Consider the following 24232-nt stretch of genomic DNA (forward strand, 5'->3'; position numbering starts at 1 on the left):
TTTTCTACCTGATTCTTTCCGACTTATTCTGGAAAGAGAGTCAAAAAAAGATTGCCTGGAGAAAATTATCAATGGCAAAGATATGGAGAGAAAAAGATCGACTCGGACCGTGTCTAGCAACAAGAGAAACCAGAATTTTTCTGCCTGAGTCTTTCCGACTTAATTTCGGAAAGAGAGTCAAAAAAAGATTGCCTGGAGAAAATTATCAATGGCAAAGATATGGAGAGAAAAAGATCGACTCGGACCGTGTCTAGCAACAAGAGATGGCAGAAATTTTCTACCTGATTCTTTCCGACTTATTCTGGAAAGAGAGTCAAAATAATATTACCTGGAGAAAATTATCAATGGCAAAGATATGGAGAGAAAAAGATCGACTCGGACCGTGTCTAGCAACAAGAGAAACCCGAAATTTTCTACCTGATTCTTTCCGACTTATTCTGGAAAGAGAGTCAAAAAAAGATTGCCTGGAGAAAATTATCAATGGCAAAGATATGGAGAGAAAAAGATCGACTCGGACCGTGTCTAGCAACAAGAGAAACCAGAATTTTTCTGCCTGAGTCTTTCCGACTTAATTTCGGAAAGAGAGTCAAAAAAAGATTGCCTGGAGAAAATTATCAATGGCAAAGATATGGAGAGAAAAAGATCGACTCGGACCGTGTCTAGCAACAAGAGATGGCAGAAATTTTCTACCTGATTCTTTCCGACTTATTCTGGAAAGAGAGTCAAAATAATATTACCTGGAGAAAATTATCAATGGCAAAGATATGGAGAGAAAAAGATCGACTCGGACCGTGTCTAGCAACAAGAGAAACCCGAAATTTTCTACCTGAGTCTTTCCGACTTATTCTGGAAAGAGAGTCAAAAAAAGATTGCCTGGAGAAAATTATCAATGGCAAAGATATGGAGAGAAAAAGATCGACTCGGACCGTGTCTAGCAACAAGAGATGGCAGGATTTTTTTCCCTAATTACTTCTTTCTTCTCACTTCTTCCTTAAATTTATGAATCAACCCCAATTAACAATCAACAATAATAACGAAAGTTTGTGTGAAATAATCCGTCAAAGTATTGCTGAAATTCCCGAACAACGGATTACCTTTGCAAAATATATGGATTTAGTTTTATACCATCCCCAATATGGTTATTATGCAACTCATCCTGTAAATATTGGCAAACAAGGAGACTTTTTAACCTCCCCTCATTGGGGTAGTGACTTTGGAGAATTATTAGCAGAACAATTTCTACAAATGTGGCATATTTTCCAAAGACCTAATAATTTTACTCTGGTAGAAATGGGTGCTGGTAAAGGAATTTTAGCGGAGCAAATTTTAGGTTATCTCAAACAAACACATTTAGATTTTTTCCAAATAATTGAATATCTGATTGTAGAAAAATCGGAAGTTTTAAAAGCTGAACAAAAACAAAGGTTAAAGTCGTATCAAGTGCGCTGGAGTGACTGGGATGAAATTTCCCATAATTCTATTACAGGTTGTTTCTTTTCTAATGAGTTGGTAGATGCTTTTCCAGTGCATAAATTTAGAATAGAAAATCGGGAATTTCGAGAAATTTACGTCACCTCTGACTCTCAGGGAAAGTTTGTAGAAATAACTGATAAAATTTCAACTCCTGAGATTGCTGAATATTTTAAATTAGTAGATATAGATTTACTGTCATTTCCTAATGTTGATGGTTATCAAAGTGAAGTAAATTTACAAGCTTTAGATTGGATAAAAATTCTTAGCGATCGCTTGCTGAAAGGTTATTTATTAACAATTGATTATGGTTATCAAGCAGCACGTTATTATAATCCCGTTAGAAGAGAAGGAACTCTACAATGTTATTATCAACATCACCGAAATAATGACCCTTATTGGAATATTGGGCGACAAGATATTACTGCTCATGTTGATTTTACTGCTTTGGAAAAACAGGGAAATTTGTGTGGATTAGAAATTCTAGGTTTGACTCAACAAGGTTTATTTTTAATGGCGTTAGGTTTAGGAGATAGATTAAATGAACTATCAAATAATCAAGGGTTTTCTATTGAGGAAGTTTTCCGACGTAGGGAGGTATTACATTCATTAATAGATCCAATGGGGTTAGGAAATTTTGGAGTTTTAGTGCAGAGTAAAGGTTTAACTGAAGAGGAAAAAAAGGAGATTTTGAAAGGTTTAAGTATGCCTCCAATGAGATAAATTTAAGAAGTTAAATATCCTCAAGAGGTATTTCCGGCCAAATCTTTCTTAAAGCTTCTATGGATATTGCTGTTCCTCGCTCTCCACTGTTTTCCATATTAGTAGTTATGCCTAAAACTAAACTTGTTTCTGAGTCAACAACAGGGGCGCCACTATAACCTCCTCGTAGTCGTCCTTTTTGTATTTGTAATTTCCAAACAGTGGCTTTTTCTGTAGATTGAATTACCACGGTTTTTTGAGAAGTTTCTATTATTCCTTCGACTGTCTCACGCAATATTTTTTTCTCTTCACTGTAAAGATAATTACCGCAGATTTTAATGTTTAAATCTTTTTCCGTTTGTGGAGATAAAATAGTTAATTTTAACAAGGGAATATGGTTAAGTTCTGCTACTCGCAAAACTGCTAAATCAAAACCTCTAATATCTCCTTTTGTTATAATTTCTGCGGGAAAATCATTTACTAATACATTATTTTCACCGCCCATATCTTCAACAACATGGGCGCAGGTAAGTAGATAAGTAATATTTTCTTCTCGATAAAAAGCAAATCCAGTGCCAATCACATTTGCTCTTTTATTATAAGAACTGGTAATCAAAACAATCGATTCTTCAAAAGAATTATTTGAATCTATTTTAATCAAATGTGCTGACAACCATTCTTTAAATAAACCAACTTTTATTTTATAGGAATTACCCTGGTTTTTTATTACTTCTCTGGTTTCTAAATCTTTCAAAATCTCATCTACAGGAATTAATGTCTTGGTGGTAATAGATGAGCGATCGCAATAATCTTTTTGTTTCGTTTTCTTGGCAATATCCCGCAATACTGCCTCTATATCTTCCTTGGAAATATCGTCAGTATTCTCGTCTCCTGCACTGATTAAATTATCAAAAGCTGCACTTTCAAGTGAATTATGTCCTGTAATTAATTCTTCTTTTACTCTTTCTATATCAGTATTAGTCACATACATAATTTTTTCGCGATTCATATAATCAACCAAACGGTTACAGAAAATCTGAATATAGTAGGGAATTCCTGCTGTTAATTCTATTAATTTATTTACAGCTTTTTCTTGATAACGACTTTCTCCTTTCTCTGTAAGAATAGGATTAACAATTAAATTCCGAGCATAGTTTTCTTCTAGGTAGGAAATTCGCCTAGGATCCATCATAGAAAATTCATTAGGAAAGCTATTAATAAATTTAGGCATATAACCTTGTACAACTAATACTGTTCCAAAGTATTTGTTTTTGTTTTCTAACAATGCTTTCCAAAATTGCATGAAATTCTCTGAAATAAATCCTTTCTGAATTTGACCATAGATATAAGAAAAATCATCAATGAGTAGCATTAATTTTGCGTTGCGATACTCATGTATTTTTCTCAGTTTTTTCGACAAGTCATACATATAATCTTCAAATGTAATTTGAGGATTATATTGCATTTTTTTGACGTCTGGAAATTGAACAGTAAGACTTGGATAACCTTGTTCAGCTAATTTATGAAAAGCTTTGAAAATCTCATAAATAATTATGTAAAGAAAAGTAGCATCTGACAAATTATCCATACCTCTCATACTAAAACGAACAGGAATTATTTGTGGCTTCAATTTTTGTTCTAAGTGGTAAAGTATTGAAGATTTACCAATGTTTTTTTGCCCATAGATAACGAAATTTTTTGCTGAAGGAGAATTACAAATAGATGAAATCAAATTATCAATAAACTCATCTCTACCATAGAACATTCTCTTATCTTCAACAATGCTACCTTTAGCATACCGACTATATGGGTTGTCAATTTTTTTGAAATTAGCACATTCTGGTTTCTGATATTCTTCATTTTTGTTAGTAGAGTTTTCTTTCAAAACAGAAGCTGACAACTTTGTATTTTTTTCATCAGTGATACTTTCTGGCAATTGTTGAATCTTAGTTTTATCATATTCATCTACATCTTTAGCTTGATTTAACTGTTCAATAAATTCGACAATTGTAGGAATATTATCCTTTCTAGGAGGATACTTTTCAAGTAAAATTTCCCTCGTAAGGCGTAAAAATAAATTTTCATAAAAATTTGTAAGAATAGAAATTAAATTTGAATTATTCTGGTTTTCATCAGAGTTTTCTTCGACTATACTCTGTGGTTTGTTATTTTCTTCGAGGGAAATAATGCTATCAGGTTGAGAAAGTAAAAATTCTTGGTAAATTGATTTTAAGTCTTGATGTTCTGGACGATCTTTATAAGCTCCTTCAAGCAGCTTTTCTAATTGTCCTTTTTCATCAAATGAGTCTATTAATTCATAAACCACTTCTTTCAGTGTTCCTTCCCCAGCAATAGACCTCAAATTTTCCTTTAGTTCAAAATCAACCATTCGCTTTAATTCTGTCCGACTTCGATATGCATCAAGTAAAGCATTATAGAATCTCTTTTTTAGATTATCAGGTAGTTCCATTGTTGAAAAAATAAGCACTAAAATTAATCGTGATTTAGAGGTATAACGGGAATAGTTACAGTATAAATAATCAGCAGAATTGAACCCAAGCCAGAATTATAAAAACTTAAAGATTCAAAAGGTTCGCCTCCAATAGCAAATGCCCAAATCGCAAATGCAATAACAGATATAATTGTTTGTTTCAGAGCAGTTTTTTTATTCTCCTCATCTGTTCGTTTTTTAATATAAAAAAATGTGAGAATTGCCAGAAAAATAATTATTCCCCATAAAAAAATAGGATTTTGATTATTCGTACTTTCAGCTATTCCCTGAATAGCAATCCAAGCTCCCACAATTTCTGAGGGAATATACTTCATTATTTTCTCAAAATAACTATCAACTTCAGTTGCAGAATTTGAGGCTTGTAATTTTGTTTCAATAATTCGACGACTCATTTTTACTTTTATTAATTAATTAGGTGTACCAAATCATAACCGCTTAAATTTTTGCTGTAATTGTGCAATAATAATTTATCTATCAACTTTTTCACCCCTTTCTAATTGTTCTAAACCTACTTTAACTTGATCACGAGTTTCATCAAGCCATTCTTGATAATCTTGTTCTTGTTTTTCTAATAGTTTTAAAGCGACATCGATCGCCTGTTGAAGATTAGTATATCTTCCCTTAGCAATTTGGGATTGAATAAATTTTTCTTGTTCGGGACTTAAAATAATATTCATCATTTAATTGAAAAAATAAACTATATTTAATTCTATACTTTATTCAGGATTTTGTTTACAAAAAAGACCTGATTTCTTGATAAATAGAACTCCACAAAATTCCTTCGCGGATAGCTCCAAAATACTTAGACTTAGTAGCATGATGTAGCGCTACCAATTTCCAATTTTCATCAAAGCAAGGGGAACCGCTCGAACCTACAGCGCTCTGGTTAACATACTGCACTAAACCCCTCTGGGGATAAACCCCGGTTATGCCATCGTGACTAATAGATAATTTCATCGAGTCTCCTTCAGGATGCTGCAACAAATGAAGTCCCATTCGGGGTGCTAAATAACTATTGGTTTCCCAGTTAACAGGTTTGAGTTTCTTTTCACCACAAATACTCCCATCAACTTGCAACAAAACATAATCTAGTTCTCGCCAATGACTAGAACACACGATCGCTTTTTGCCTGTCTAATGAGAAACACTTGCCTTCTGTTTCCTTACCATCTTCTCCTGTGAAACAACCGAAACGTAAAGTGACATCCAGTGCATTAGCTTCCAGAACATCATTTTCCTGATACTCAAGAACGTGATAATTCGTCAAAACTAACTGCTCCGTAATTAATACCCCTGTTCCCTTAATACCCTTTGAAGGAATTTCCACCCGACAGACGGACGCTGTTTGTGCAAGCGCTTGCTGTAAGAAACCAACATCCAACCATTTTGGTTCGGGTTGCAAAAATGTCTGTAATTCAACTTCCTCTATAATTTCTGCTAACTTAAGATCGGGAAAAATCTTTTGTTCGCTTGGTGTCATCCGAGGATTAACAATAAACCACCTTTGAAATATAATTTCGTAGAACTCTTGTAACTTGTAATTACCAGAATTTTCTTTACGAGCGCCTATAATAAGTTGCTCTAGTTTGTTTTGCTCTCCTGCCCAGTCAACCAAATTGAAAGCAACTTCATTAAGGGGACCTTTTTCTACAATCGCATCTAGATTTTCATCTAACTGATAGCTAACCATTATCTTCAATTTGTTATAACGTCTAAAGGCATCAACTAAAGCTTCAGATAGTTTCTTGCGTTCACTGCGGGATAAAATTAGATTCATTCTTTGTTACTCCTTTATGATTGAATTTGAATTTGATAATCATCCTTTTCCGAGAGTTGGAAATTTATTGATGCACTAGCAACCACTCTTTAAACAAACCGACTTTAATGCGGTATCCAGAAGTACCCTGTTTTTCTATTACTTCTCTAGTTTCCAAATCTTTTAAAACCTCATCTATAGAAATAGAAGATTTTGATGTCTCAGTGGTAATGGATGAGCGATTGCAATAAGGTTGTAGGCGCGTTTCTTTAGCAATATCAAGCAATACTGCCTCTGCATCTTCCTTGGAAATCTTGTCAGTATGTTCGTCACCCGCACTGGTTAAATTATCAAAAGCTGCACTGTTAAGTGAATTATTCCCTGTAATTAATCCCTCTTTCACTCTTTCTATGTCAGCATCAGTCACATACATAATTTTTTTGCGATTCATATAATTAACTAAGCGGTTACAGAAAATTTGAATATAAAAAGGACTTCCTGCTGTCAAATCTATTAATTTATTAACTGCTTCTTCTGTATAACGACTTTTTCCTTCCTTTGTGCGAATGGGATCAATAATTAGATTGCGAGCAGAGTCTTTTTCTAGGTAAGAAATACGCTGACTCTCCATAATAGAAAATTCATTGGGAAACCTCTTAATAAAGAGAGGCATATAGTCTTGTCCTACTAATACTATTCCAAAGTAGTTTTCTTCTAACAATGCTTTCCAAGATTGCATGAATGAACTTGGAACATTGCCTTTCTGAATCTCACCGTAGATATAAGAAAATTCATCAATAAGTAGCATAATTATTGTGTTGCAGTACTTATCTCTTTTCCTTAAATTTTTCCCCAATTTAGACATATAATCTTCAAATATAATTTTAGGGTAATCTTGAAATTTTTCTAGGTCTGGCCGTTGAACATCAATACTTGGATAACCTTCTTCAGTTAACTCATCAAAAGCTTTTGCTATTTCCTTAATAATTATATAAAGGAAAGTAGCATCTGAGAAATTATTCATACCACCAATACTAAAACGAACAGGAATTATTTGTGGCTTCAATTTTTGTTCTAAGTGGTAAAGTATTGATGATTTACCAGTACGTTTTTGCCCATAAATAAGGAAGTTTTTGGCTGAATTAGGATTACGAATAGACGAAATTAAGTTATTAATCAATTGGTCTCTACCATAAAACATTTTCTCATCTCTAACAATGTTACCTTGAGCGTATGAACCGTAAGGATTATTAATTTCTTGGAAATCTTTTGCTGAATACAGTTGAATAGACTCTTTATGTTTTCTTGTAATATGTCTTCCAGCTCTTGTGGTATAAGATAACTCATAATGGAGAGTAAAGACTTTAGCTTCTTGAGCTATTTTAGTTATTTTAACTGGAATTTGACGAGTGATAGATTCTCCACCAGGTAAAGCTTTCATAATAGAAATAGATTTTTCTTTAGGTTCATATTCTTGTGTTGGAGACTCTAGAACTTCAATTTTGATACCACTTGCTGGACTCTTGCCAGATTCATTATAGATAGTAATTTGACAGTCTAAATCTTCAGTATCTGGTAAATAAGTAGAGGGTTTAGTCTTTAAGCTTTCTGGCTCTGCTGCTTGTTGTATTTTTTGAAAATGTTGATTAATTGTTATCTCTAGAGAACTTAAGTAGGGAAATAAAAACTTCCAAGAATCTTGTGTTGGACTTTGTTCTATTTCTTGGGTTAATTGTGTAATATTATTGTTAATAATTACCCTATAACGCTCTTGTTCAGTATAAGATTGCTGCTGACTATAATTGTGCATTTCAGTTACAATCTTCTTAATCTTATCAAGACGTTTTTTATCCAACTCTAATCTGAATTTTTCTCTCAGTTCTTGTATTTTTTTGATTTGCTCTGGTAAATCATCTAAATTATTTGCTAATGAATCTAAAGCTGCTAATTCATCGACTATTTCTTGATGTTGGCGACCCATCAATTCTTGCCCACGTCCCCATAGCTTTACAAAAGTATTTCTATCCGTACTCGTTCTACCTTTTTCTCCTAGAATTTCATAACATAAATTTTGTACTAATTCCCGTAAATTTCTGTCGAGGTGAATTTTATTGATTAGAACACGACCTACTTCATGATTTAACCAGGAAAGATATAACAATCCTTCAATAACTAACTTGCCTAAATTCATGCTGATAGCTTCTTTGAGACAAGATTCTATAGTTGGTAGTTTTGGTTTTAAAAGTTCATCAGAACTTGAGTAATAAAAAAGCATAATATATTGAGACAGTTTCGAGTCTAGTTGTGATACCCACTGCGACTTTTGTGCAATTAAAAAAGCTTCTGCATAATAACTACGAACAATATCATTATCTTGTTTCTCTGCAATACAAGCATCTCCCATGACAGAACAGAAGTTTCTTAAATGTACTCTAGGACGTTGTTTTTCTTCTGCTTCACTTCCCAAATCTATCAGAACCTTAGCAGCAGATAGATAGTAACTTGCTCGTTCACGAAGTCGCTTTGTACCTAATACTTTGTCAGCATACATTACCAGTTGTTCTACGTCTTTTAGTGTGAAAATTTTTGATTGTTTTTTCGCTGCTTCTACGCCTACATAATCACAGTTTTCCAGATAAAATTTCAAAAAACTACTTAGGGTTGTAGCTGGAAAAGAAACAGGTGGAGGTACTGGTTCATCTAACAATTCAGAAATAATTAACTCAATTTCTTCTACGGCAATTTTAAAATCTTCGCTATTTTCTAAAATGATTTGTGTTAATTTATTAGCATAATCATCTTGCTGATTTTCTTTTAAGTAAAACACAAAGCTATCCAAAATTAATGGCACATCATAATTCTTTTTCTTTTGTAACTTTTGTTTCAGTAAAAATAGAAGTACATCAACTTTTCGTAAATCTATAGCTAACTCCAAACACTTGTACCAAGCAGGCCGGTGATCGACTAATAGAGCTTGTTTAAAAAACTCTTGCAATGAGTATAAACATTGAGCCTTATCTATCTCTTCTTTATCTAGAGCATATACTGCCAAATTGTAAAATCCTTCTGGTCTGAAAGAACCAGCTCTTTCTCCTTCAAAAATTTTTTTAGCATCATCAAATTGATTCAGTTCTAGATACAAACAACCTATATTAAACCTAGCAGCTGATGATAATTTTGGATAATCACTAATAATCCTTTCATATCCACTAATAATTGACTTTAAAGGTTGGAATTCATTATTTGTTTTAGCACGATTATATTCTTCCTCAAGCCTAATCCATTCTCTTTGAAATTTCCTTTCTTTTTGAAATTTCCTTTTATTCTTCTTGCTAAGAGATGATAGATTACTTGGTAGAGATAACTTAGGTGGTAATGGCTCAAGTTTTACCTGTAGAATTTCCTCTTTGAAACTAGCATTAATTTCTTCTACCTTATTGATGACTTCAATAGAATAATTATGCTTATTTGAGACATTTTCTTCTGACTCTGTTGAGGGAGTAGGGATAAAAGTCTCTGATTCTGTTACTGGGGGTGAAGGAGTGGGTGAATTTTCCTCTGACTCTGTTGAGGGAGTAGGGATAAAAGTCTCTGACTCTGTTAGTGACAATGAAGGAGTGGATGAATTTTTCTCTAAGTCCGTTTCTTGAATTAGAGAGTCTGTAGTTTGTTCTTCAATGGACTCGATAGACGCAACATTAATAGACTTCTTTCTGTCATCTGGCAAATAAAGCAGAACACTTGACTTGCGGATACCAACTAGAGTGCCATAAAATTCTTTCCCTGATACCGTCTCTATAAAAACTTTAGTACCAATTGGATGATCATTCTTAATGTCTTCAATATCCATAATCTGCAATATGTAATACAATTAAATTCTAGATATTCTAGATGCTTTTGTCCTGGCTATTAATTTTGTCTTTTTGCTCCTAATTATAACAAATATCCCATGTCAAATAAGTAAGTACACCTTGGTAAGAGTGAAAATTAAGAATCTGAAAATCAAATCTGAAGCCAGTTTTAAACATTAGGACTTCTCCAAAATTTATTAAAGACTTTGGTTCAGGATAATGATAATCCTATTTTCCTCTACCGTCACCAGTGTTTATCTGGATAAATGCCTCTACAAATGTCACTAATCATTCCTTTCAAATAGTAGAGATTATCTGTAAAATTCCCTCCTGGTTTGATTCTTTTCTCAACATTTAATCAATATTTTATTCAAAAATAATATAACTATTTAGCAACATCAATTATAGTATAACTAAAAAATAAGATATTAAGCCTCCTCTTTTAAGGAAATAAAAAAATAAATCTCAGTATTTAAAACTTCTGAATTAAGCGATCGCTACGAATAACTAACAACTCAAATAACTTCTCGATCGCCAATTTTTTATACCTGAAAAGTTTCAACAAAATATACTTAATTTTTCCACTTATAAATACTTATAGACAAAATTACATATTTAAGATATATTAATAAAGTTCAAAAAAAACCATAACATACTAAAATTATCATAATACCCACCAATGCAAATTTTGGAAAGGAGATTAATCAGTGAAAACTACTCAAGAAATAGGGCAAAAACACAGCCGTCACCGAGGACTCACACAGACTGAGGTTGAGGCAAGTCGGCAAAAATACGGCTCTAATTTATTAACACCACCTAAGCGATCGCCTTGGTGGAAATTATGGTTAGAAAAGTTTGATGATCCAGTAATTCGGATTTTAATTATAGCTGCAGTTATTGCCATTACAGTCGGAATTTTTCAAGGTAATTATGTAGAAGGTTTAGGTATTATTGCTGCTATCCTTTTAGCTACAACTGTTGCTTTTTTTAATGAATATAAAGCCAATCAAGAATTCGATATTTTGAATCAAGTAAATGATGAAATTCCTATCACAGTAATTCGGGATAATAATGTGACAACTGTTCCGAAAAAAGACTTAGTAATAGGGGATTTTGTACTGATAGAAACAGGAGATGAAATACCAGCAGATGGTAGAGTAATAGAAGCAGTTTCTCTACAAGTAAATGAAGCAAGTTTAACGGGTGAAGCAATACCTGTTACCAAAACAGCAGATGCAAATTTATCTTCTAATAATCATACTAAGTACGCTTATTCTCCCAACCAAGTCTTGCGTGATACTATAGTCAATGATGGACATGGAATCATCGAGATCACAGCGGTTGGGGATGAGACAGAAATTGGTAAAACTGCTAGATGCGTTCTTGATATTACTGATGTAGAAACGCCTCTAAATCTCCAACTAGAACGTCTGAGTAATTTGATTGGTATCCTCGGTTTAGGGATAGCAGTCTTAATTGATATCGCCTTAGTCGCAAGAGGTATCCTCACAGGAGAACTCAATCTCACTTTGGGACAATGGTATATTGTTAGCATCCTAGTCATTGGTTTAGCGATCGCCCTAACTAGAGTCTGGTTGCCAATAATCATCGACGGATTAGAATCAATAGGCAAAGAAATAGAAGTACCTGAATGGTTAGAAGATGATAGCGCAGTTGCCTGGTTAAAAAATATTTCGATCGCTCTAGCAATATCTGGCATCGGTATCGGAGTCGGTTACTATTTGGGATGGATTCCCACTTCTCCTGCTAACTGGATAACCGTGGATATCGCCCTCAAATTCCTCACATATTTTATGGTTGCAGTTGCAGTCATCGTTGTTGCCGTACCCGAAGGATTAGCTCTAAGTGTTACGCTCAGTCTTGCCTACAGTATGCAGAAGATGACTCAACAGAATAATCTAGTTCGCAGGATGCACGCTTGCGAAACTATCGGTGCCACAACTGTGATTTGTTCTGATAAAACAGGTACTTTGACGGAGAACAAAATGCAGGTGAGTGATGTACAGTTTCCTAGTTTCGAGAATGGCACTCTCAATGCTGACAATATTATAGTTGAAGCTATCTGTGCCAATAGTACAGCTAATTTAGAACACAGAAAAGGGGAAGAATCTATTCCTTTGGGAGATCATACAGAAGCAGCGTTGCTATTGTGGTTAGAAGAAAACAAAATTGACTATATTGATAAACGAGAAAATTTTGACATTATCAGTCAGTTAACTTTTTCCTCAGACAGAAAGTACATGGCAACTATGGGAGTTTCTCCCGCTACAGGGGAAAAAATACTGCATATTAAAGGTGCGCCAGAACTACTGCTAGCAAATTGTAATCAAATTCTCACGTCGGAGGGTGTGAAACCGTTTGCAGATTCTACAAGAGTATCCATCGCAGCAGAGTTAAATAAGTATGAAACTATTGGTAGACGGACTTTGGGATTTGCTTATATTCGCGAACCTCAAGATTATCAACAAGGAAAAGAACTTCAACAATATCAGGATTTGATTTTGCTAGGTTTTGTAGCGATCGCCGATCCAGTCCGAGAAGAAGTACCACCAGCAGTAGAGATATGTCAAAAAGCTGGTGTGAAAGTAAAGATGATTACTGGAGATAGTCGTTTGACTGCAATGGAAATTGCTCAGGAAATTGGTATTATGACTGAGGATGATCCTAATGATTTGTGTATCACTGGTAATAAACTCCGCGATCTGGATGATCAAGCAGCTTTAGCAATGGTGCAAAAAGTAAAAGTGATTGCCAGAGCGCGTCCCCAGGATAAGCAACGTATTGTGCAGTTATTACAAGCAAGTGGGGAAGTGGTAGCAGTTACGGGTGATGGCACCAACGATGCGCCTGCATTAAATCAAGCGCAGGTAGGTTTGTCAATGGGAAGTGGTACTTCTGTTGCCAAGGAAGCAAGCGATATTATCATTTTGAATGACTCTTTTGGCAGTATCGAAAATGCAGTAATGTGGGGGCGATCGCTTTACCAAAACATTCAAAAGTTTATCCTGTTTCAGTTAACAATAAATGTTGCTGCTTGTGGGATAGCTTTATTAGGTCCGTTTATTGGAATTAATTTGCCATTTACTGTGATTCAATTATTGTGGGTGAATTTGATTATGGATACTTTTGCTGCATTAGCTTTAGCAACGGAACCACCTAATGAAAAAGTCATGGAGAAAGCACCGAGAAATCCCGAAGAGTTTATTATTTCTCAACCAATGACTGTGAGTATTTTTTCAGTAGCATCAATCTTCTTGGTATTTTTTGTAGGTTTCTTGCTATATATCCAAAAAGATCGGGTAGTAACTCCTTACGAACTATCTCTATTTTTCTCTACATTTGTGATGTTGCAGTTTTGGAATATGTTTAATGCCAAATGTTTTGGTTTAAAGGAATCTGCATTTTCTAGTATTAGTAAAAATGGCAGTTTTGTAGCGATCGCTGCATTGATTTTCGTAGGACAAATTGTGATGGTTCAATATGGAGGAGATGTGTTTAGAACAGTTCCTTTATCTTTAAGAGATTGGTTAATAATTATTGGCGGTACTTCTATTGTATTGTGGGTTGGAGAAATTTGGCGGATGATTCAAATGCGGTTTAAGGTTTCTTAAAAAGTTTGAAGCGTAATAAGAAACCGGGTTTATGGGAGGTAGATATAGTATGGTGGAGTATTTAATACAAACCCGGTTTCTAGAGCGCAAACAGAACTTAGGCAAACCAAGAAAGAAACCGGGTTTATTGCCCTGATATTGTTGTTAAAACTAGGAAATTTGGTTCATAAACCCGGTTTCTATTTACTTTAGTGAAAATGGGATTTGGAGACCTAACCCCTACAGTTTTTTTCACGAATCATTTCATTTTGCTATATAAACAAAAACAGGTAAAAATCATGTCAACAGTTTATCGTTTAAAAGTTAGTGAAATCGACCATCATTTTCTGCAATAAATTCAAGCTAAATTTGGAGAAAAAGAAATTGAGATAGTTGTTTTATAGTTTGATGAAACAGATTATCTTTTAAAGTCAGAACGCAACAAAAATAGATTATTAAAAGTAATTGAAAATGTCAAATAACGCCAAAATTTAGTTGAAGTAAATTTATAAAATTTGCAATGAGCAGAAGAATTATTTTTGAATCCTCTATTTTCAAGAAATCCCAATCTCAATTTAGATAATGCCACAGTACGATCTGTATCACAACGAAGTTAAGAATGGATTGAGGAAAGATGGCTGGACTATCACAGACGACCCTTATACTTTATATTCTAAAGTATTGCGTTTATATGCAGATTTAGGTGCGGAAAAACTATTAGCTGCTGAAAGAGCTGAACAGAAAATTGCCGTAGAAATTAAAGTTTTTAATAGTCCTTCACAAGTAACTGAACTGCAAAAAGCAATTGGTCAATATAATATGTATCGAAGTATATTACGTCGTCTCAACCCAGAACGAAAATTATATTTAGCAATTCCTGAAGAGGTTTACCAAGATTTTTTTCAACAACCTGCAATTCAAGATATTGTCAACGATCAAACAATTTATTTGTTAATTTTTAATCCAGATAGGGAGGTAATTATTCAATGGCTAAATTAGAACTTTACCGAAAAATTATTACCCAAATTATTCAAAAACACGCCCAATATAAACCCAGTCATGGAAATATTGAAGCACTATTTATTTGCGATTCAATAACCGATAATTACTTGTTAATAGATACAGGATGGGATGAAACAGGGCGAGTTCATGCTGTTGTTTTGCATCTAAGAATTGTAGGAGAAAAAATCTGGATAGAGTCAGATGGAACTGAAGGAGGAATTGCTTTAGAACTTTTAGAATTGGAGATTCCTAAAGAAGATATTGTTTTGGGATTTATTCGTCCAAAAAATCGGCATTTAACTGATTTTTCAGTAGCTTAAATCAATATTTAGTCTTAACTTTGGCAATGAAGTATAATGAATTATTAGAGAATAACTAAAAACAACAAGGAAGATGAGCAGTATCATAATCGAAAACCTGGATGATGACCTTATATTTAGGTTACAAAAACGAGCAGAATATAGTGGACGTTCTCTTGAAGCAGAAGCTAAAGAAATTCTCCGTGTAGTATTAATAGAAAACGAAGAACAGTCTTTAAATCTTGCTGCAAAAATAGAGCAACGTTTTTCCCATTTTGGAGATTTTGAAATCCCAATTATATCCAGAGATCCCCTACGCGAACTTCCCAATTTTGAGGATTAATATGATTGTACTTGATACTAATGTAGTGTCCGAACTAATGAAACCTCAAGGTTCATCAGTAGTTCGTCAATGGGTTGCAGCAAGACCAATAAATAATCTTTTTACAACGACTATTACTGAAGCTTAAATTTTATATGGGATTGCCTTATTGCCAGTTGGAAAACGTCAAAATGAACTGACTCAAGCAGCTCAATTAATGTTTGCTGAAGATTTCGGTGGAAGAGTTTTGCCTTTTGATGAAACAGCAGCAATTGCTTTTGGTGAAATTACCGCTAAAAGAAGACGAAAATTTGGATTCATTCATAATTACTTTATTGAAAAAAATGATTATCAGGACTTACGCAACATAAGAAAATATAGACCATCTGTAGGGGCGAATGGCATTCGCCCTCCGAGGAATAGCCTGTTGTATAAGAATTTGCCTAAGTCCTGATTATTTTAAATAATAGTATACTAATAATCAATATCAACACAATTTAACAAATATTTTTCACAACTCTTTCTCAACTCAATATTCATAGTTTTTTATTGAGGATTTTGAAGATTTATTCTTGGCTAACTGGTTCGCTATTTTCACCTTCTTAAATTGCTTTTTTTATCAAAATATCTTCTAAGGTTTCTGCTAAAATTTCTGAAAATTCTTCTTTTTGTTCTTCCAGTAATTCAATAATTGCTACTTTCAGCAATTCTTTTAGTTTAGTCTCGTCTATAGTAATTTCAGCCATCGGTTTTTTTCGATAATTAATTAATTTTAGGACTTACACATGAACGCTATTAGTAGGGTGTGTTTCCGCTAAGAGCGGACATGTTTGCGGAGAATTCCGTCAGGAAAAAGCGCGCTTAGTAACGCACCATCACACTTTATGTAGTGCCTGTGCGTAAGTCCTGAATTTGTTAAATGATAACACTTGTGACAGTTTTTTTATTATAATAATTTAATCACAAATTACTACAAAATAAATATATGGTAACTAATATTAATATTGACAAAAAACTCCTTAAGGAAGCTCTAGCTTTGAGCGATAATTCAACAGTAAATCTATTGATAGAAGCAGCTTTGCATGAATATATTCAACGTCGCCAACAACTGAAGGTATTAGAATTATTTGGTACTATCGACTATGAAGAAAATTATAATTATAAGCAACAAAGACAAAAAATATGAATGTTGTAGTTGATACTTCTATTTGGTCTCTTGCACTGCGACGCAATACACCAAATGATGTAATTTCTATCATTAATAAATTGCGAAATTTGATTATACATGGACGAGTCGTTTTACTGGGAGTAACTCGTAAGGATTACTATAGTTAATAGAATAAATTCGATTGCACTTTTATTCAACAAACCAGTTTTCTAGTTTTAAATCTTCAAAATTTTCAAAGTCAACTACATTGTTAGTTACTAAAATTAGATTGTTAGTAGCAGCAATAGAGGCAATTTGACTATCAATAAAACTAGCAGTTTTACCTATCTTAGATAATCTAGTTCTCTCTTTTGCATGGTATTGTGCCGATTTTAAATCATAATTAAATACAGGGATATTTAAAATCAGATCGTTGATATATTCCTCAAAAAAATTACGTTTCTTTGATTCTGGTAAACGCCAGCAACCATATAACAATTCGTGAATAACTACTGTAGCTGTACAAATTTTTAATTTATTGATTCTAAATTTATTAACAACTTGAGGATGAGGAGAAGGACGCATAGACTCAGAAATTATATTAGTGTCTAGCAAATACTTTAAATTCATAAATCAACTTCTCTCCCTGGTGACTTATCTCGTAAGTTATCAAAAGTATTATCATCAAAAGTAATTCCTTCTCGTTCTATTTTTGCCCTAAATTTTTGATAGGCTGACCAAAAATCATTAACTTCTTTAATTTCTATTAAAATTTCTTGGTTATCTGGTAAATTTACTTCCTCTAATAACTCGATAATTTTTCCTTTTTTAATTCCTTTTACTAACATAAAGTTAACTTCTTAAATATACAGCAAGTTCTGGTTCAATTATAGCACTTATAACCAATAAATAAAAATAGATTTAGAGACAGGGTTTTAGAAAAAATTATTTGTGTTGGGTTTCGTTACCTCAACCCAACCTACAACCTTTAAAACTTTAGCGACTATAGCGCATATTTCTCAAGAAATGATAACGCTCGGGTCTTGAGACTCCACAAACATTACTACCTTTTTGCTCACTCCAGTAAAAGTCTAAATACTTTCTATTGTCTCTGCTATCTTTAGCCATTTCTAAAAATTCTGGTCGGTCAAGACCATGAGAAGGATGAGTAGAGTAGATGACAAGAGTGCTTGGTTCTCTACCACTTCTGTCATCGTATACTTTAGCAACGGCTAGTCTATGACCTTTCAAAACACCATAATTTTCTGTACATTCATAGAGAGAAATTATTCTTCCTTGCAAAGGACCGCCTTGAGCATTCGTAGAAGTTGCTGATAATAAAGTTACAGCAGATGTAGCAGCAACAGTTAAAGCTAAAGAACGAACCAAGCTTTTTTTTGTTGAGTTAATAAATTCTGTAATGATTTTTGACATCTTACTACCTTAATTTGTTTACTCTTTTTGCCCTATAATTAGGCATCTAATACAATTCTAATTCGCTCATTTTCATATCTACAAGTCGGAAAAGGACGGATAAAAACGGGGATTTTGTTAAAAAAATCTAAAAAAGACGGATAATGAAGGATAATAGCGGATAAGCTTTTCGGAAAAATTAATTGTTAAGATAATGGACTGGCAAACAGTTTTAAATTCAATTGATGAGTTGGTCTTTCAGCAAACGGGAAGACACCTAAATAATCTACAAATGGGAATTTTAAAGGGTGTTCTGAATAATGAAAAATACAGAGAAATTGCAGAACAATATAAATGTTCTAATGGTCATGTCAAAGATGAAGGATACGAACTCTGGCAACTTTTATCAGAGGTTTTTGGAGAGAGGTTAAATAAGTCGAATTTTGTCGCTAAAGTTGAACGTTTAGGGTTCACAAATTCTCAACATCAAATTATTGTTAATCCAGTACAAATTGGTAATATTAATCTATGCAATAATCCCGAAACAACAGAACTAAAAAATAGGGATTTTGTCAACGAAAAATCAGATGATAAAAACGCTACTTTCTGCCAACCCATCGCTGAAAATGTCTTGCATACAAATAAATTAAATACAGTCTCTAAATTAATCAAACTTGGTTTAACAGCACAACAAATTGCTGAAGCAGTAGATTTACCATTAAATGAAGTACAACAACTAATGGAGTAAAATTGTATATTATTTAGATATAACTATAAATTTCGCTAGTATTATGATTGAGAAAAGTTTAGCGATCGCCTCCCATCACTACTCAAATTTCCCAACAATATCTATTCCGCTCCACAAGTCGCAACAATTACCTAACCATGTTAAAATAATCTTGTAAAGCTAATATAATTAGTTTTACTATTGAGGATATGAACATCAACAATTAAAAGGAGATATTAATGAGATTAAAAGTCAATGAAAATGGTTTGATCATTCCCCCATCTTTTTTGACTGGTCTAGATGAAGTTGAAGTTACAAGAGAAGGTGACTTTATTAGCATTAAAAAAGTAGATAAAACCCCCGATAGAGATAGCATAGATATTTCTATCGTAGAAGGAGAAGTAGCTCAAAATTTACTAGAAGAAAATCTAAAAAAAATTAAGGAGTCGAATAACAACCAAACTTTCAATCCTAAAAAAGCTGCTCTAGCTCAAAGGTTTAGGAACTTGTGTAGAGAAGTTCAAGAACTATACGCAGATAATCCTCTATCTGAAGCTGAGATTGCAGCAGAAATTGATGCATTCAGAAGGGAAGAATGAAGATTATTATTGATACAAATGTTTTAGTTTCTGCCATAATTGCCGATGGAAAACCTGAAAACACTGTTGATTTTATTATGGCAAAGGATGATTGGGAGTGGATTGTCTCAGAACCGATTTTAAATGAATATCGACAGGTATTAAATCGTCCAAAATTCCAAAAAAAATTAACCGATCTTGTTAAGCAAAAATGGTTAAATATTCTTGAGGAAGCAACTACAAAAGTTGAGGTTGCAGTTGAGGTAAATTTTCCCAGAGATCGTAAAGATGAAAAATTTTTAGCTTGTGCAATTGTCAGTCAAGCTAATTTTTTAATTACAGGTGACTACGACTTTGAAGAAATGCAGGCACTTTTACCTGCAACTACAATTATTTCCGTTGCCCTTTTTCAGGAGTTGGTAATCAATACTGGGGAAGATTTAAGCGACAATTAAGCAGATAGCTCATTCCCGTTGTTGAAGTTTCTTTTCGGGTAGGGTTTCAAAGAATGCTCCCCCAGTTTTCCAGTGAGGAGTCCAGGAGTCCGAGGTTGGGGGTTTTCTAGATTTAACCGTAAACGGAAGTCGTGAATCAACTCATAAATTTCTGATAGTTTCTCCTCTGGGATATCTTGCAGTTCTTCTATTATTTTCTCAATTAACATAATTCTCCAGCTTTGAATCAATTGACAATGATTATAGTATACTAACCTATAAATAAAATCGAATATCACAATTATTTATGTTATAATTCTTGTCAAACAATCCTCAACAGATTTTATTAATTATGATATCTCCAAAATTATTAGAATTAGAAAAATCTATCCATAACTTATCATTAGATGAGAAACTATAGACTTCTTGCAGAAGTCAGGGAATAGGGAATAGGGAATAGGGAATAGGGAATAGGGAATAGTGGGGATAAAATTGTTGATTTTATATTTTGAATTGGTTTAATTAATAATTTTGCAAGAGGTTTAATATTAGGAGCGATCGCCCAGCATTTATCTCTACCTAAACTTGCTCCACAGATCGCAACAACTCCCCAACTAAAATCTTAGCATCAGGAAACGCTAGAGGAGCGATCGCCGTATTATCACAAACAAAACTTTGTAGGGACGTTCCATGGAACGTCCCTACTGTGTTCTAACCAAATAAAAGATATCTATTCAATCAAAAATGATCTTACTTAACTACACCAGAGTGACCTTCTATAGAACCCACCGGTTCAAATTTCCCACCCAGATATTCTGCTAAGAATTCCTCAGCGATCGCGTAAAAATGCAAACGATTTTCTGGACGAGCAAAACCATGTCCTTCATCTGTATATAGAGCATATTTTACAGGTTTACCAGCATCTTCCATTGCCTTCACAATTTGCTCGCTTTCTGACTCCTTCACCCGTGGATCATTCGCTCCTTGACCTATTAACAAAGGTTTCTGAATTTTATCCACAAAAAACAGAGGCGATCGCGACTTCAAAAATTCTGGTTCTGTTTCAATATCTCCCATACGATGACCAAAGACTTTCTTCAACGGTTCCCAATAAGGTGGAATAGTTTCCATTAAAGTAATCAAATTACTCGGTCCGACAATATCTACACCAGCAGCAAACACTTCCGGAGTAAAAGTTAATCCAGCTAATGTTGCATAACCACCATAAGAACCACCCATGATAGCAATTTTCTCTTTGTCAGCAATACCCTGTTCAACTAACCAGTTAACTCCATCAATTAGATCGTCGTGCATTTTCGCGCCCCATTCCCGGTTGCCAGCATTGAGAAAATCTTTACCATAACCAGTTGAACCCCGGAAATTAATTTGCAATACCACATAACCCCGGTTCGCTAACCATTGAGCTTGCGGTCTGTAACCCCAAGTATCCCGCGCCCAAGGTCCTCCATGAACTAAAAGCACTGCTGGTCCTGAAGTAGAAGCTCCCACAGGTTTAGTTAAATATCCATGAATAGTTAAACCATCCCTAGCAGTATAGGAAACAGGTTCCATAGGAGCTAACTGTAAACCTTCTAGTTTCGGTTGGTTCGTAAACAAAAACGTTGTAGTTTTGGCAGAGCGATCATAAGCATAATAATAAACTGGTCCGTCATCAGTGAAATAAGATACTAACCACTTGAGGTCGTTGATCGTGCGGTCTACGATGCGAAACTCCCCTTTGTGAGCAGATTTCAGGAATTCAAAATCTGCAACAAGACTATCGTCTAAAATTTGCCATTCTAACTTGTCTTTGTAGAAACCTACTGCTTCAATAGTACGAGTAGTCGGATGAATTATGAGACCACTAATGTCATATTGGGAGTCTTCAGCAACCACCTTTTCTTGACGAGCAACAACGTCTAGAGCAAGTAGACGTTTAGCATTAGCATCGTGATTACCTGATATATAGAGAATTTTCCCATCTTCGGAGAAGAGAACAGGACTACCCTCTTCATTTGGTCCCCAGTGGCGCATAGTTTCCCAAGATTTTTCTGTGGTTTCCCGATAAAAGATGTCGGAACCTCCATCCTGACTTCTAGCGATCGCTGCCCGAATTTTGAATTGAGCATCAGCAGTCCAACCAACAATATTGCCTGGGTTATCGGTGTCAAATTCTACTGCACCATTGTTGAGGTTGATGCGGTAAACATCGAATATTTGGGGGGTTTCCAGGTTCATTCCCACCAATATTTGGTCGGGAAAATTACGATCTATATCTATTATGTCTGCTTTAACTCCTTGGAATGGAGTCAGATCGCGCACTATGTTAGATTGAATATTTACTTGATAGAGATGAAAGTTTTCATCACCGTCAGCATCTTGGAGGTAGATCAGTTGGTCTTGGTTGTAAGTCCAAAGATAGCTCCGAATGCCTCGTTTTTTGTCGGCGGTAACTTGGCGATCGTCTTCTTTATCTACAGTTCGTACCCATACTTGCAAAACGTTTTTCTCATCTGGAGCGATGTAGGCAAGATATTTACCATCAGGGGAAAGTTTTGGGTTGGTACGTTCGGGGTTGCCGAATAAAATGTCGCGGGGAATTAAAGGTGGGAGTTGTGTCATTTCAGTTATCGGTTATTAGTAATACCGAAGTTTATTTTTGTATCAGGACTTACGCAGGCGAACCCAGAAACCCGGTTTCTACGATAAATTGTTGTTTTTGACAATAAACATATTACGAGAAACCGGGTTTCTTTGCGTAAGTCCTATGTATAAACGAATTGTAGGGGCAAACGGCAGTTTGCCCTGACGCATCCTTTTTGATAATTGGTATTAAATATATTTTACCTTTAAAGTTTACTGCACATTTTGTAATATTTACCTACAATATATGTAGTGTAAACCTACCTTGACTTTTTATGTTATTACAAGCTAACCAACGGACAAAATTAGATGATTCTGACGATCGCTTATTTTATTCTTTTCCCAGATTTGTTACCCATGTGGATGAAGGATTTATTGATCAGTTGACCAATTTATATCGCGATCGCCTCCAACCTCATACTCGAATTTTAGATATGATGAGTAGTTGGATTTCTCATTTACCGGAAGATATCGAATTTGCCCATGTTGAAGGACATGGTATGAATGAGGAGGAGTTGGCAAAAAATCGTCAATTAAGTCATTACTTTGTTCAAAATTTTAATCAGGATTTAAAAATACCTTTCCCGGACAAAGATTTTGATGCTGTACTCAACTGTGCTTCGATTCAATATTTGCAATATCCTGATGCCATATTTTATGAAATTCATCGTATTCTTAAACCTGGTGGGATAGCAATTATTAGTTTTTCTAATCGGATGTTTGCTCAGAAGGCGATCGCTGCTTGGCGAGATAATTCGGAAGAGGGAAGAGTAAAGTTAGTGAAAAGTTATTTTGAGTCTGTAAAAAATGCTAATGGTGTTCCTGGTTTTAGTCAAGTAGAGGTAATTTCTCAAAAGTCAAATGTACCTAGTTTTTTGCAGATGTTAGGTTTAGGAGGAGGCGATCCTTTTTATGTTGTAATTGCTTATCGTCAGGTTTAATATCAAACCAGAAAGATAAGAGTCTATATTGTAGGGGCGAATGGCCATTCGCCCTTACGCATTGTATAATTATTGAAGAAAAGTTTGTCAGTCAAAAATTATCAAGATATAATAATTATTGACAAACCTAATAAAATGTGATAAATCCCAAAGTAATTTAGTGTAGATATGCAATTTAATGAAGATGAAATTTTATTGATCAATCTGTGCAAGGGACTTGTAGAAATTTGCGATCGCATTAATCGTGGGGAACCTGCCTATCAGGTTGATGCTCCACAGCCATTTCCACAGCCATTATATGAAGCTTTTCAAGGATTAACTTTAAAATGGATAGAGCAAGATGGTGAAATTCAACATCCATCTATACTATCTATGGTAGAGGCAGCTAGAAATTCAGTAGAAGCAGTAGAACCTGACTTTTCAAAATCTTTTGATTTTCCAGACGAACCACAGAATCAGAGCTATATCCCACGTCTGATGGTAGAAATACAACGACTTAATTTACCATACAATACATATACATTGTTTCGTCGCTTCATTGCTGAAAATCCATTCCCTTCGGAGTTTACTATTGCTAACTTTATAGACAAAAACCCGGATGTTGAACCAGTGAAAGACTTGTTAAAGGAAGCTTATCGGGAAGCACCACCTCAATCTCAATCAGTTTCGTAGTCAAGCCAAACTTCAAATCCTCTACAGCAGCCAAATATTTTTCAAATCGAGACAACGATAAAAGCCGCTCAATCCGATTCTCAATCAACAACTCATGCTCCCCAACCAAACAAATTAATTGAGAATTAAACTCCGTATAAATTGACAACCCTT

Annotated in this window: 27 protein-coding genes; 16 read left to right on the forward strand and 11 right to left on the reverse strand. The window is 34.4% G+C overall.

Annotated features, from left to right (window positions below):
* Positions 1 to 344: 344 nt before the first annotated feature.
* The 3 genes from F6K40_RS24560 to F6K40_RS24570 all read left to right on the forward strand — a co-directional run bounded on the left by F6K40_RS24560 (position 345) and on the right by F6K40_RS24570 (position 2193).
* On the forward strand, positions 345 to 557 hold the full coding sequence (locus tag F6K40_RS24560; protein WP_293139721.1) for a hypothetical protein: 213 nt from the start codon (positions 345 to 347) through the stop codon (positions 555 to 557).
* Positions 558 to 753: 196 nt separating this feature from the next.
* On the forward strand, positions 754 to 966 hold the full coding sequence (locus F6K40_RS24565) for a hypothetical protein (protein WP_293139722.1): 213 nt from the start codon (positions 754 to 756) through the stop codon (positions 964 to 966).
* Between the two features lie 33 nt (positions 967 to 999).
* Positions 1000 to 2193, forward strand: coding sequence for a class I SAM-dependent methyltransferase (locus F6K40_RS24570; RefSeq protein ID WP_293139723.1), 1194 nt, complete (start codon positions 1000 to 1002; stop codon positions 2191 to 2193).
* Between the two features lie 10 nt (positions 2194 to 2203).
* Here the strand turns inward: F6K40_RS24570 and F6K40_RS24575 are convergent, their stop codons facing one another.
* The 5 genes from F6K40_RS24575 to F6K40_RS24595 all read right to left on the reverse strand — a co-directional run bounded on the left by F6K40_RS24575 (position 2204) and on the right by F6K40_RS24595 (position 10289).
* Positions 2204 to 4660, reverse strand: coding sequence for an effector-associated domain EAD1-containing protein (locus F6K40_RS24575; RefSeq protein WP_293139724.1), 2457 nt, complete (start codon positions 4658 to 4660; stop codon positions 2204 to 2206).
* A gap of 5 nt (positions 4661 to 4665) precedes the next feature.
* Positions 4666 to 5076, reverse strand: coding sequence for a hypothetical protein (locus tag F6K40_RS24580; RefSeq protein WP_293139725.1), 411 nt, complete (start codon positions 5074 to 5076; stop codon positions 4666 to 4668).
* Between the two features lie 75 nt (positions 5077 to 5151).
* Positions 5152 to 5364 carry a ribbon-helix-helix domain-containing protein gene (locus F6K40_RS24585; RefSeq protein ID WP_293139726.1) on the reverse strand — a complete coding sequence of 71 codons (213 nt, stop codon included), beginning with the start codon at positions 5362 to 5364 and terminating at the stop codon, positions 5152 to 5154.
* Positions 5365 to 5416: 52 nt separating this feature from the next.
* On the reverse strand, positions 5417 to 6460 hold the full coding sequence (locus tag F6K40_RS24590) for a trypsin-like peptidase domain-containing protein (RefSeq protein WP_293139727.1): 1044 nt from the start codon (positions 6458 to 6460) through the stop codon (positions 5417 to 5419).
* 64 nt (positions 6461 to 6524) lie between these two features.
* Positions 6525 to 10289: a hypothetical protein gene (locus F6K40_RS24595; protein WP_293139728.1), complete on the reverse strand. Its 3765-nt coding sequence runs from the start codon at positions 10287 to 10289 to the stop codon at positions 6525 to 6527.
* 708 nt (positions 10290 to 10997) lie between these two features.
* Here F6K40_RS24595 and F6K40_RS24600 point away from each other — a divergent pair.
* From F6K40_RS24600 to F6K40_RS24625, 6 genes are all read left to right on the forward strand, one after another.
* Positions 10998 to 13922, forward strand: a complete 2925-nt coding sequence (locus tag F6K40_RS24600) for a calcium-translocating P-type ATPase, PMCA-type (protein ID WP_293139729.1) — start codon at positions 10998 to 11000, stop codon at positions 13920 to 13922.
* Between the two features lie 561 nt (positions 13923 to 14483).
* The gene (locus F6K40_RS24605; RefSeq protein WP_293139730.1) at positions 14484 to 14900 is read left to right on the forward strand and encodes an element excision factor XisH family protein; all 417 of its coding nucleotides are present in this window, start codon (positions 14484 to 14486) and stop codon (positions 14898 to 14900) included.
* A complete protein-coding gene (locus tag F6K40_RS24610; RefSeq protein ID WP_293139731.1) occupies positions 14888 to 15223 on the forward strand; it encodes a XisI protein in 336 nt (111 codons plus the stop codon). Before F6K40_RS24605 ends, F6K40_RS24610 begins: the two co-directional genes overlap by 13 nt.
* Before the next feature lie 73 nt (positions 15224 to 15296).
* Positions 15297 to 15545 carry a FitA-like ribbon-helix-helix domain-containing protein gene (locus F6K40_RS24615; RefSeq protein WP_293139732.1) on the forward strand — a complete coding sequence of 83 codons (249 nt, stop codon included), beginning with the start codon at positions 15297 to 15299 and terminating at the stop codon, positions 15543 to 15545.
* A gap of 1 nt (position 15546) precedes the next feature.
* Complete coding sequence (locus F6K40_RS24620; RefSeq protein ID WP_293139733.1) at positions 15547 to 15672, forward strand: PIN domain-containing protein; 126 nt, start codon at positions 15547 to 15549, stop codon at positions 15670 to 15672.
* A 21-nt stretch (positions 15673 to 15693) separates the two neighbouring features.
* A complete protein-coding gene (locus F6K40_RS24625; protein WP_293139734.1) occupies positions 15694 to 15978 on the forward strand; it encodes a PIN domain-containing protein in 285 nt (94 codons plus the stop codon).
* Positions 15979 to 16126: 148 nt separating this feature from the next.
* Here F6K40_RS24625 and F6K40_RS24630 read toward each other — a convergent pair whose 3' ends face one another.
* A complete protein-coding gene (locus F6K40_RS24630) occupies positions 16127 to 16270 on the reverse strand; it encodes a hypothetical protein (protein ID WP_293139735.1) in 144 nt (47 codons plus the stop codon).
* 239 nt (positions 16271 to 16509) lie between these two features.
* On the opposite strand from F6K40_RS24630, the gene F6K40_RS24635 reads away from it, so the two are divergent.
* Both F6K40_RS24635 and F6K40_RS24640 read left to right on the forward strand, forming a co-directional pair.
* Positions 16510 to 16710 carry a type II toxin-antitoxin system VapB family antitoxin gene (locus F6K40_RS24635; protein WP_293139736.1) on the forward strand — a complete coding sequence of 67 codons (201 nt, stop codon included), beginning with the start codon at positions 16510 to 16512 and terminating at the stop codon, positions 16708 to 16710.
* Positions 16707 to 16859 (forward strand): PIN domain-containing protein, encoded by a 153-nt coding sequence (locus F6K40_RS24640; protein ID WP_293139737.1) that lies wholly within the window; start codon positions 16707 to 16709, stop codon positions 16857 to 16859. Before F6K40_RS24635 ends, F6K40_RS24640 begins: the two co-directional genes overlap by 4 nt.
* Positions 16860 to 16881: 22 nt before the next feature.
* On the opposite strand, the gene F6K40_RS24645 is transcribed toward F6K40_RS24640, so the two are convergent.
* From F6K40_RS24645 to F6K40_RS24655, 3 genes are all read right to left on the reverse strand, one after another.
* The gene (locus F6K40_RS24645; protein ID WP_293139738.1) at positions 16882 to 17301 is read right to left on the reverse strand and encodes a type II toxin-antitoxin system VapC family toxin; all 420 of its coding nucleotides are present in this window, start codon (positions 17299 to 17301) and stop codon (positions 16882 to 16884) included.
* The gene (locus F6K40_RS24650; RefSeq protein WP_293139739.1) at positions 17298 to 17519 is read right to left on the reverse strand and encodes a hypothetical protein; all 222 of its coding nucleotides are present in this window, start codon (positions 17517 to 17519) and stop codon (positions 17298 to 17300) included. The genes F6K40_RS24645 and F6K40_RS24650 overlap by 4 nt, the downstream gene beginning before the upstream one ends.
* A 148-nt stretch (positions 17520 to 17667) precedes the next feature.
* On the reverse strand, positions 17668 to 18105 hold the full coding sequence (locus F6K40_RS24655) for a hypothetical protein (RefSeq protein WP_293139740.1): 438 nt from the start codon (positions 18103 to 18105) through the stop codon (positions 17668 to 17670).
* Between the two features lie 193 nt (positions 18106 to 18298).
* Between F6K40_RS24655 and F6K40_RS24660 the strand changes: the two genes are divergently transcribed.
* The 3 genes from F6K40_RS24660 (at position 18299) to F6K40_RS24670 (ending at position 19844) form a co-directional block, all read left to right on the forward strand.
* Positions 18299 to 18832, forward strand: a complete 534-nt coding sequence (locus F6K40_RS24660) for a helix-turn-helix domain-containing protein (protein WP_293139741.1) — start codon at positions 18299 to 18301, stop codon at positions 18830 to 18832.
* A gap of 218 nt (positions 18833 to 19050) precedes the next feature.
* Positions 19051 to 19410 (forward strand): hypothetical protein, encoded by a 360-nt coding sequence (locus tag F6K40_RS24665; RefSeq protein ID WP_293139742.1) that lies wholly within the window; start codon positions 19051 to 19053, stop codon positions 19408 to 19410.
* Positions 19407 to 19844 carry a putative toxin-antitoxin system toxin component, PIN family gene (locus F6K40_RS24670; protein WP_293139743.1) on the forward strand — a complete coding sequence of 146 codons (438 nt, stop codon included), beginning with the start codon at positions 19407 to 19409 and terminating at the stop codon, positions 19842 to 19844. The genes F6K40_RS24665 and F6K40_RS24670 overlap by 4 nt, the downstream gene beginning before the upstream one ends.
* On the opposite strand, the gene F6K40_RS24675 is transcribed toward F6K40_RS24670, so the two are convergent.
* A complete protein-coding gene (locus F6K40_RS24675; RefSeq protein ID WP_293139744.1) occupies positions 19841 to 20053 on the reverse strand; it encodes a hypothetical protein in 213 nt (70 codons plus the stop codon). The two genes, F6K40_RS24670 and F6K40_RS24675, sit on opposite strands and share 4 nt — an antisense overlap.
* Positions 20054 to 20573: 520 nt before the next feature.
* Positions 20574 to 22445 (reverse strand): S9 family peptidase, encoded by a 1872-nt coding sequence (locus F6K40_RS24680; protein WP_293139745.1) that lies wholly within the window; start codon positions 22443 to 22445, stop codon positions 20574 to 20576.
* 296 nt (positions 22446 to 22741) lie between these two features.
* Between F6K40_RS24680 and F6K40_RS24685 the strand changes: the two genes are divergently transcribed.
* Together F6K40_RS24685 and F6K40_RS24690 are read left to right on the forward strand one after the other, a co-directional pair.
* Positions 22742 to 23407, forward strand: coding sequence for a class I SAM-dependent methyltransferase (locus tag F6K40_RS24685; protein ID WP_293139746.1), 666 nt, complete (start codon positions 22742 to 22744; stop codon positions 23405 to 23407).
* Positions 23408 to 23575: 168 nt separating this feature from the next.
* Positions 23576 to 24079: a hypothetical protein gene (locus tag F6K40_RS24690; protein WP_293139747.1), complete on the forward strand. Its 504-nt coding sequence runs from the start codon at positions 23576 to 23578 to the stop codon at positions 24077 to 24079.
* The last annotated feature ends 153 nt before the right edge of the window (positions 24080 to 24232 follow it).

The organism is Okeania sp. SIO3I5 (genome assembly GCF_010672085.1).
In the GTDB taxonomy this organism is placed as follows: domain Bacteria; phylum Cyanobacteriota; class Cyanobacteriia; order Cyanobacteriales; family Microcoleaceae; genus Trichodesmium.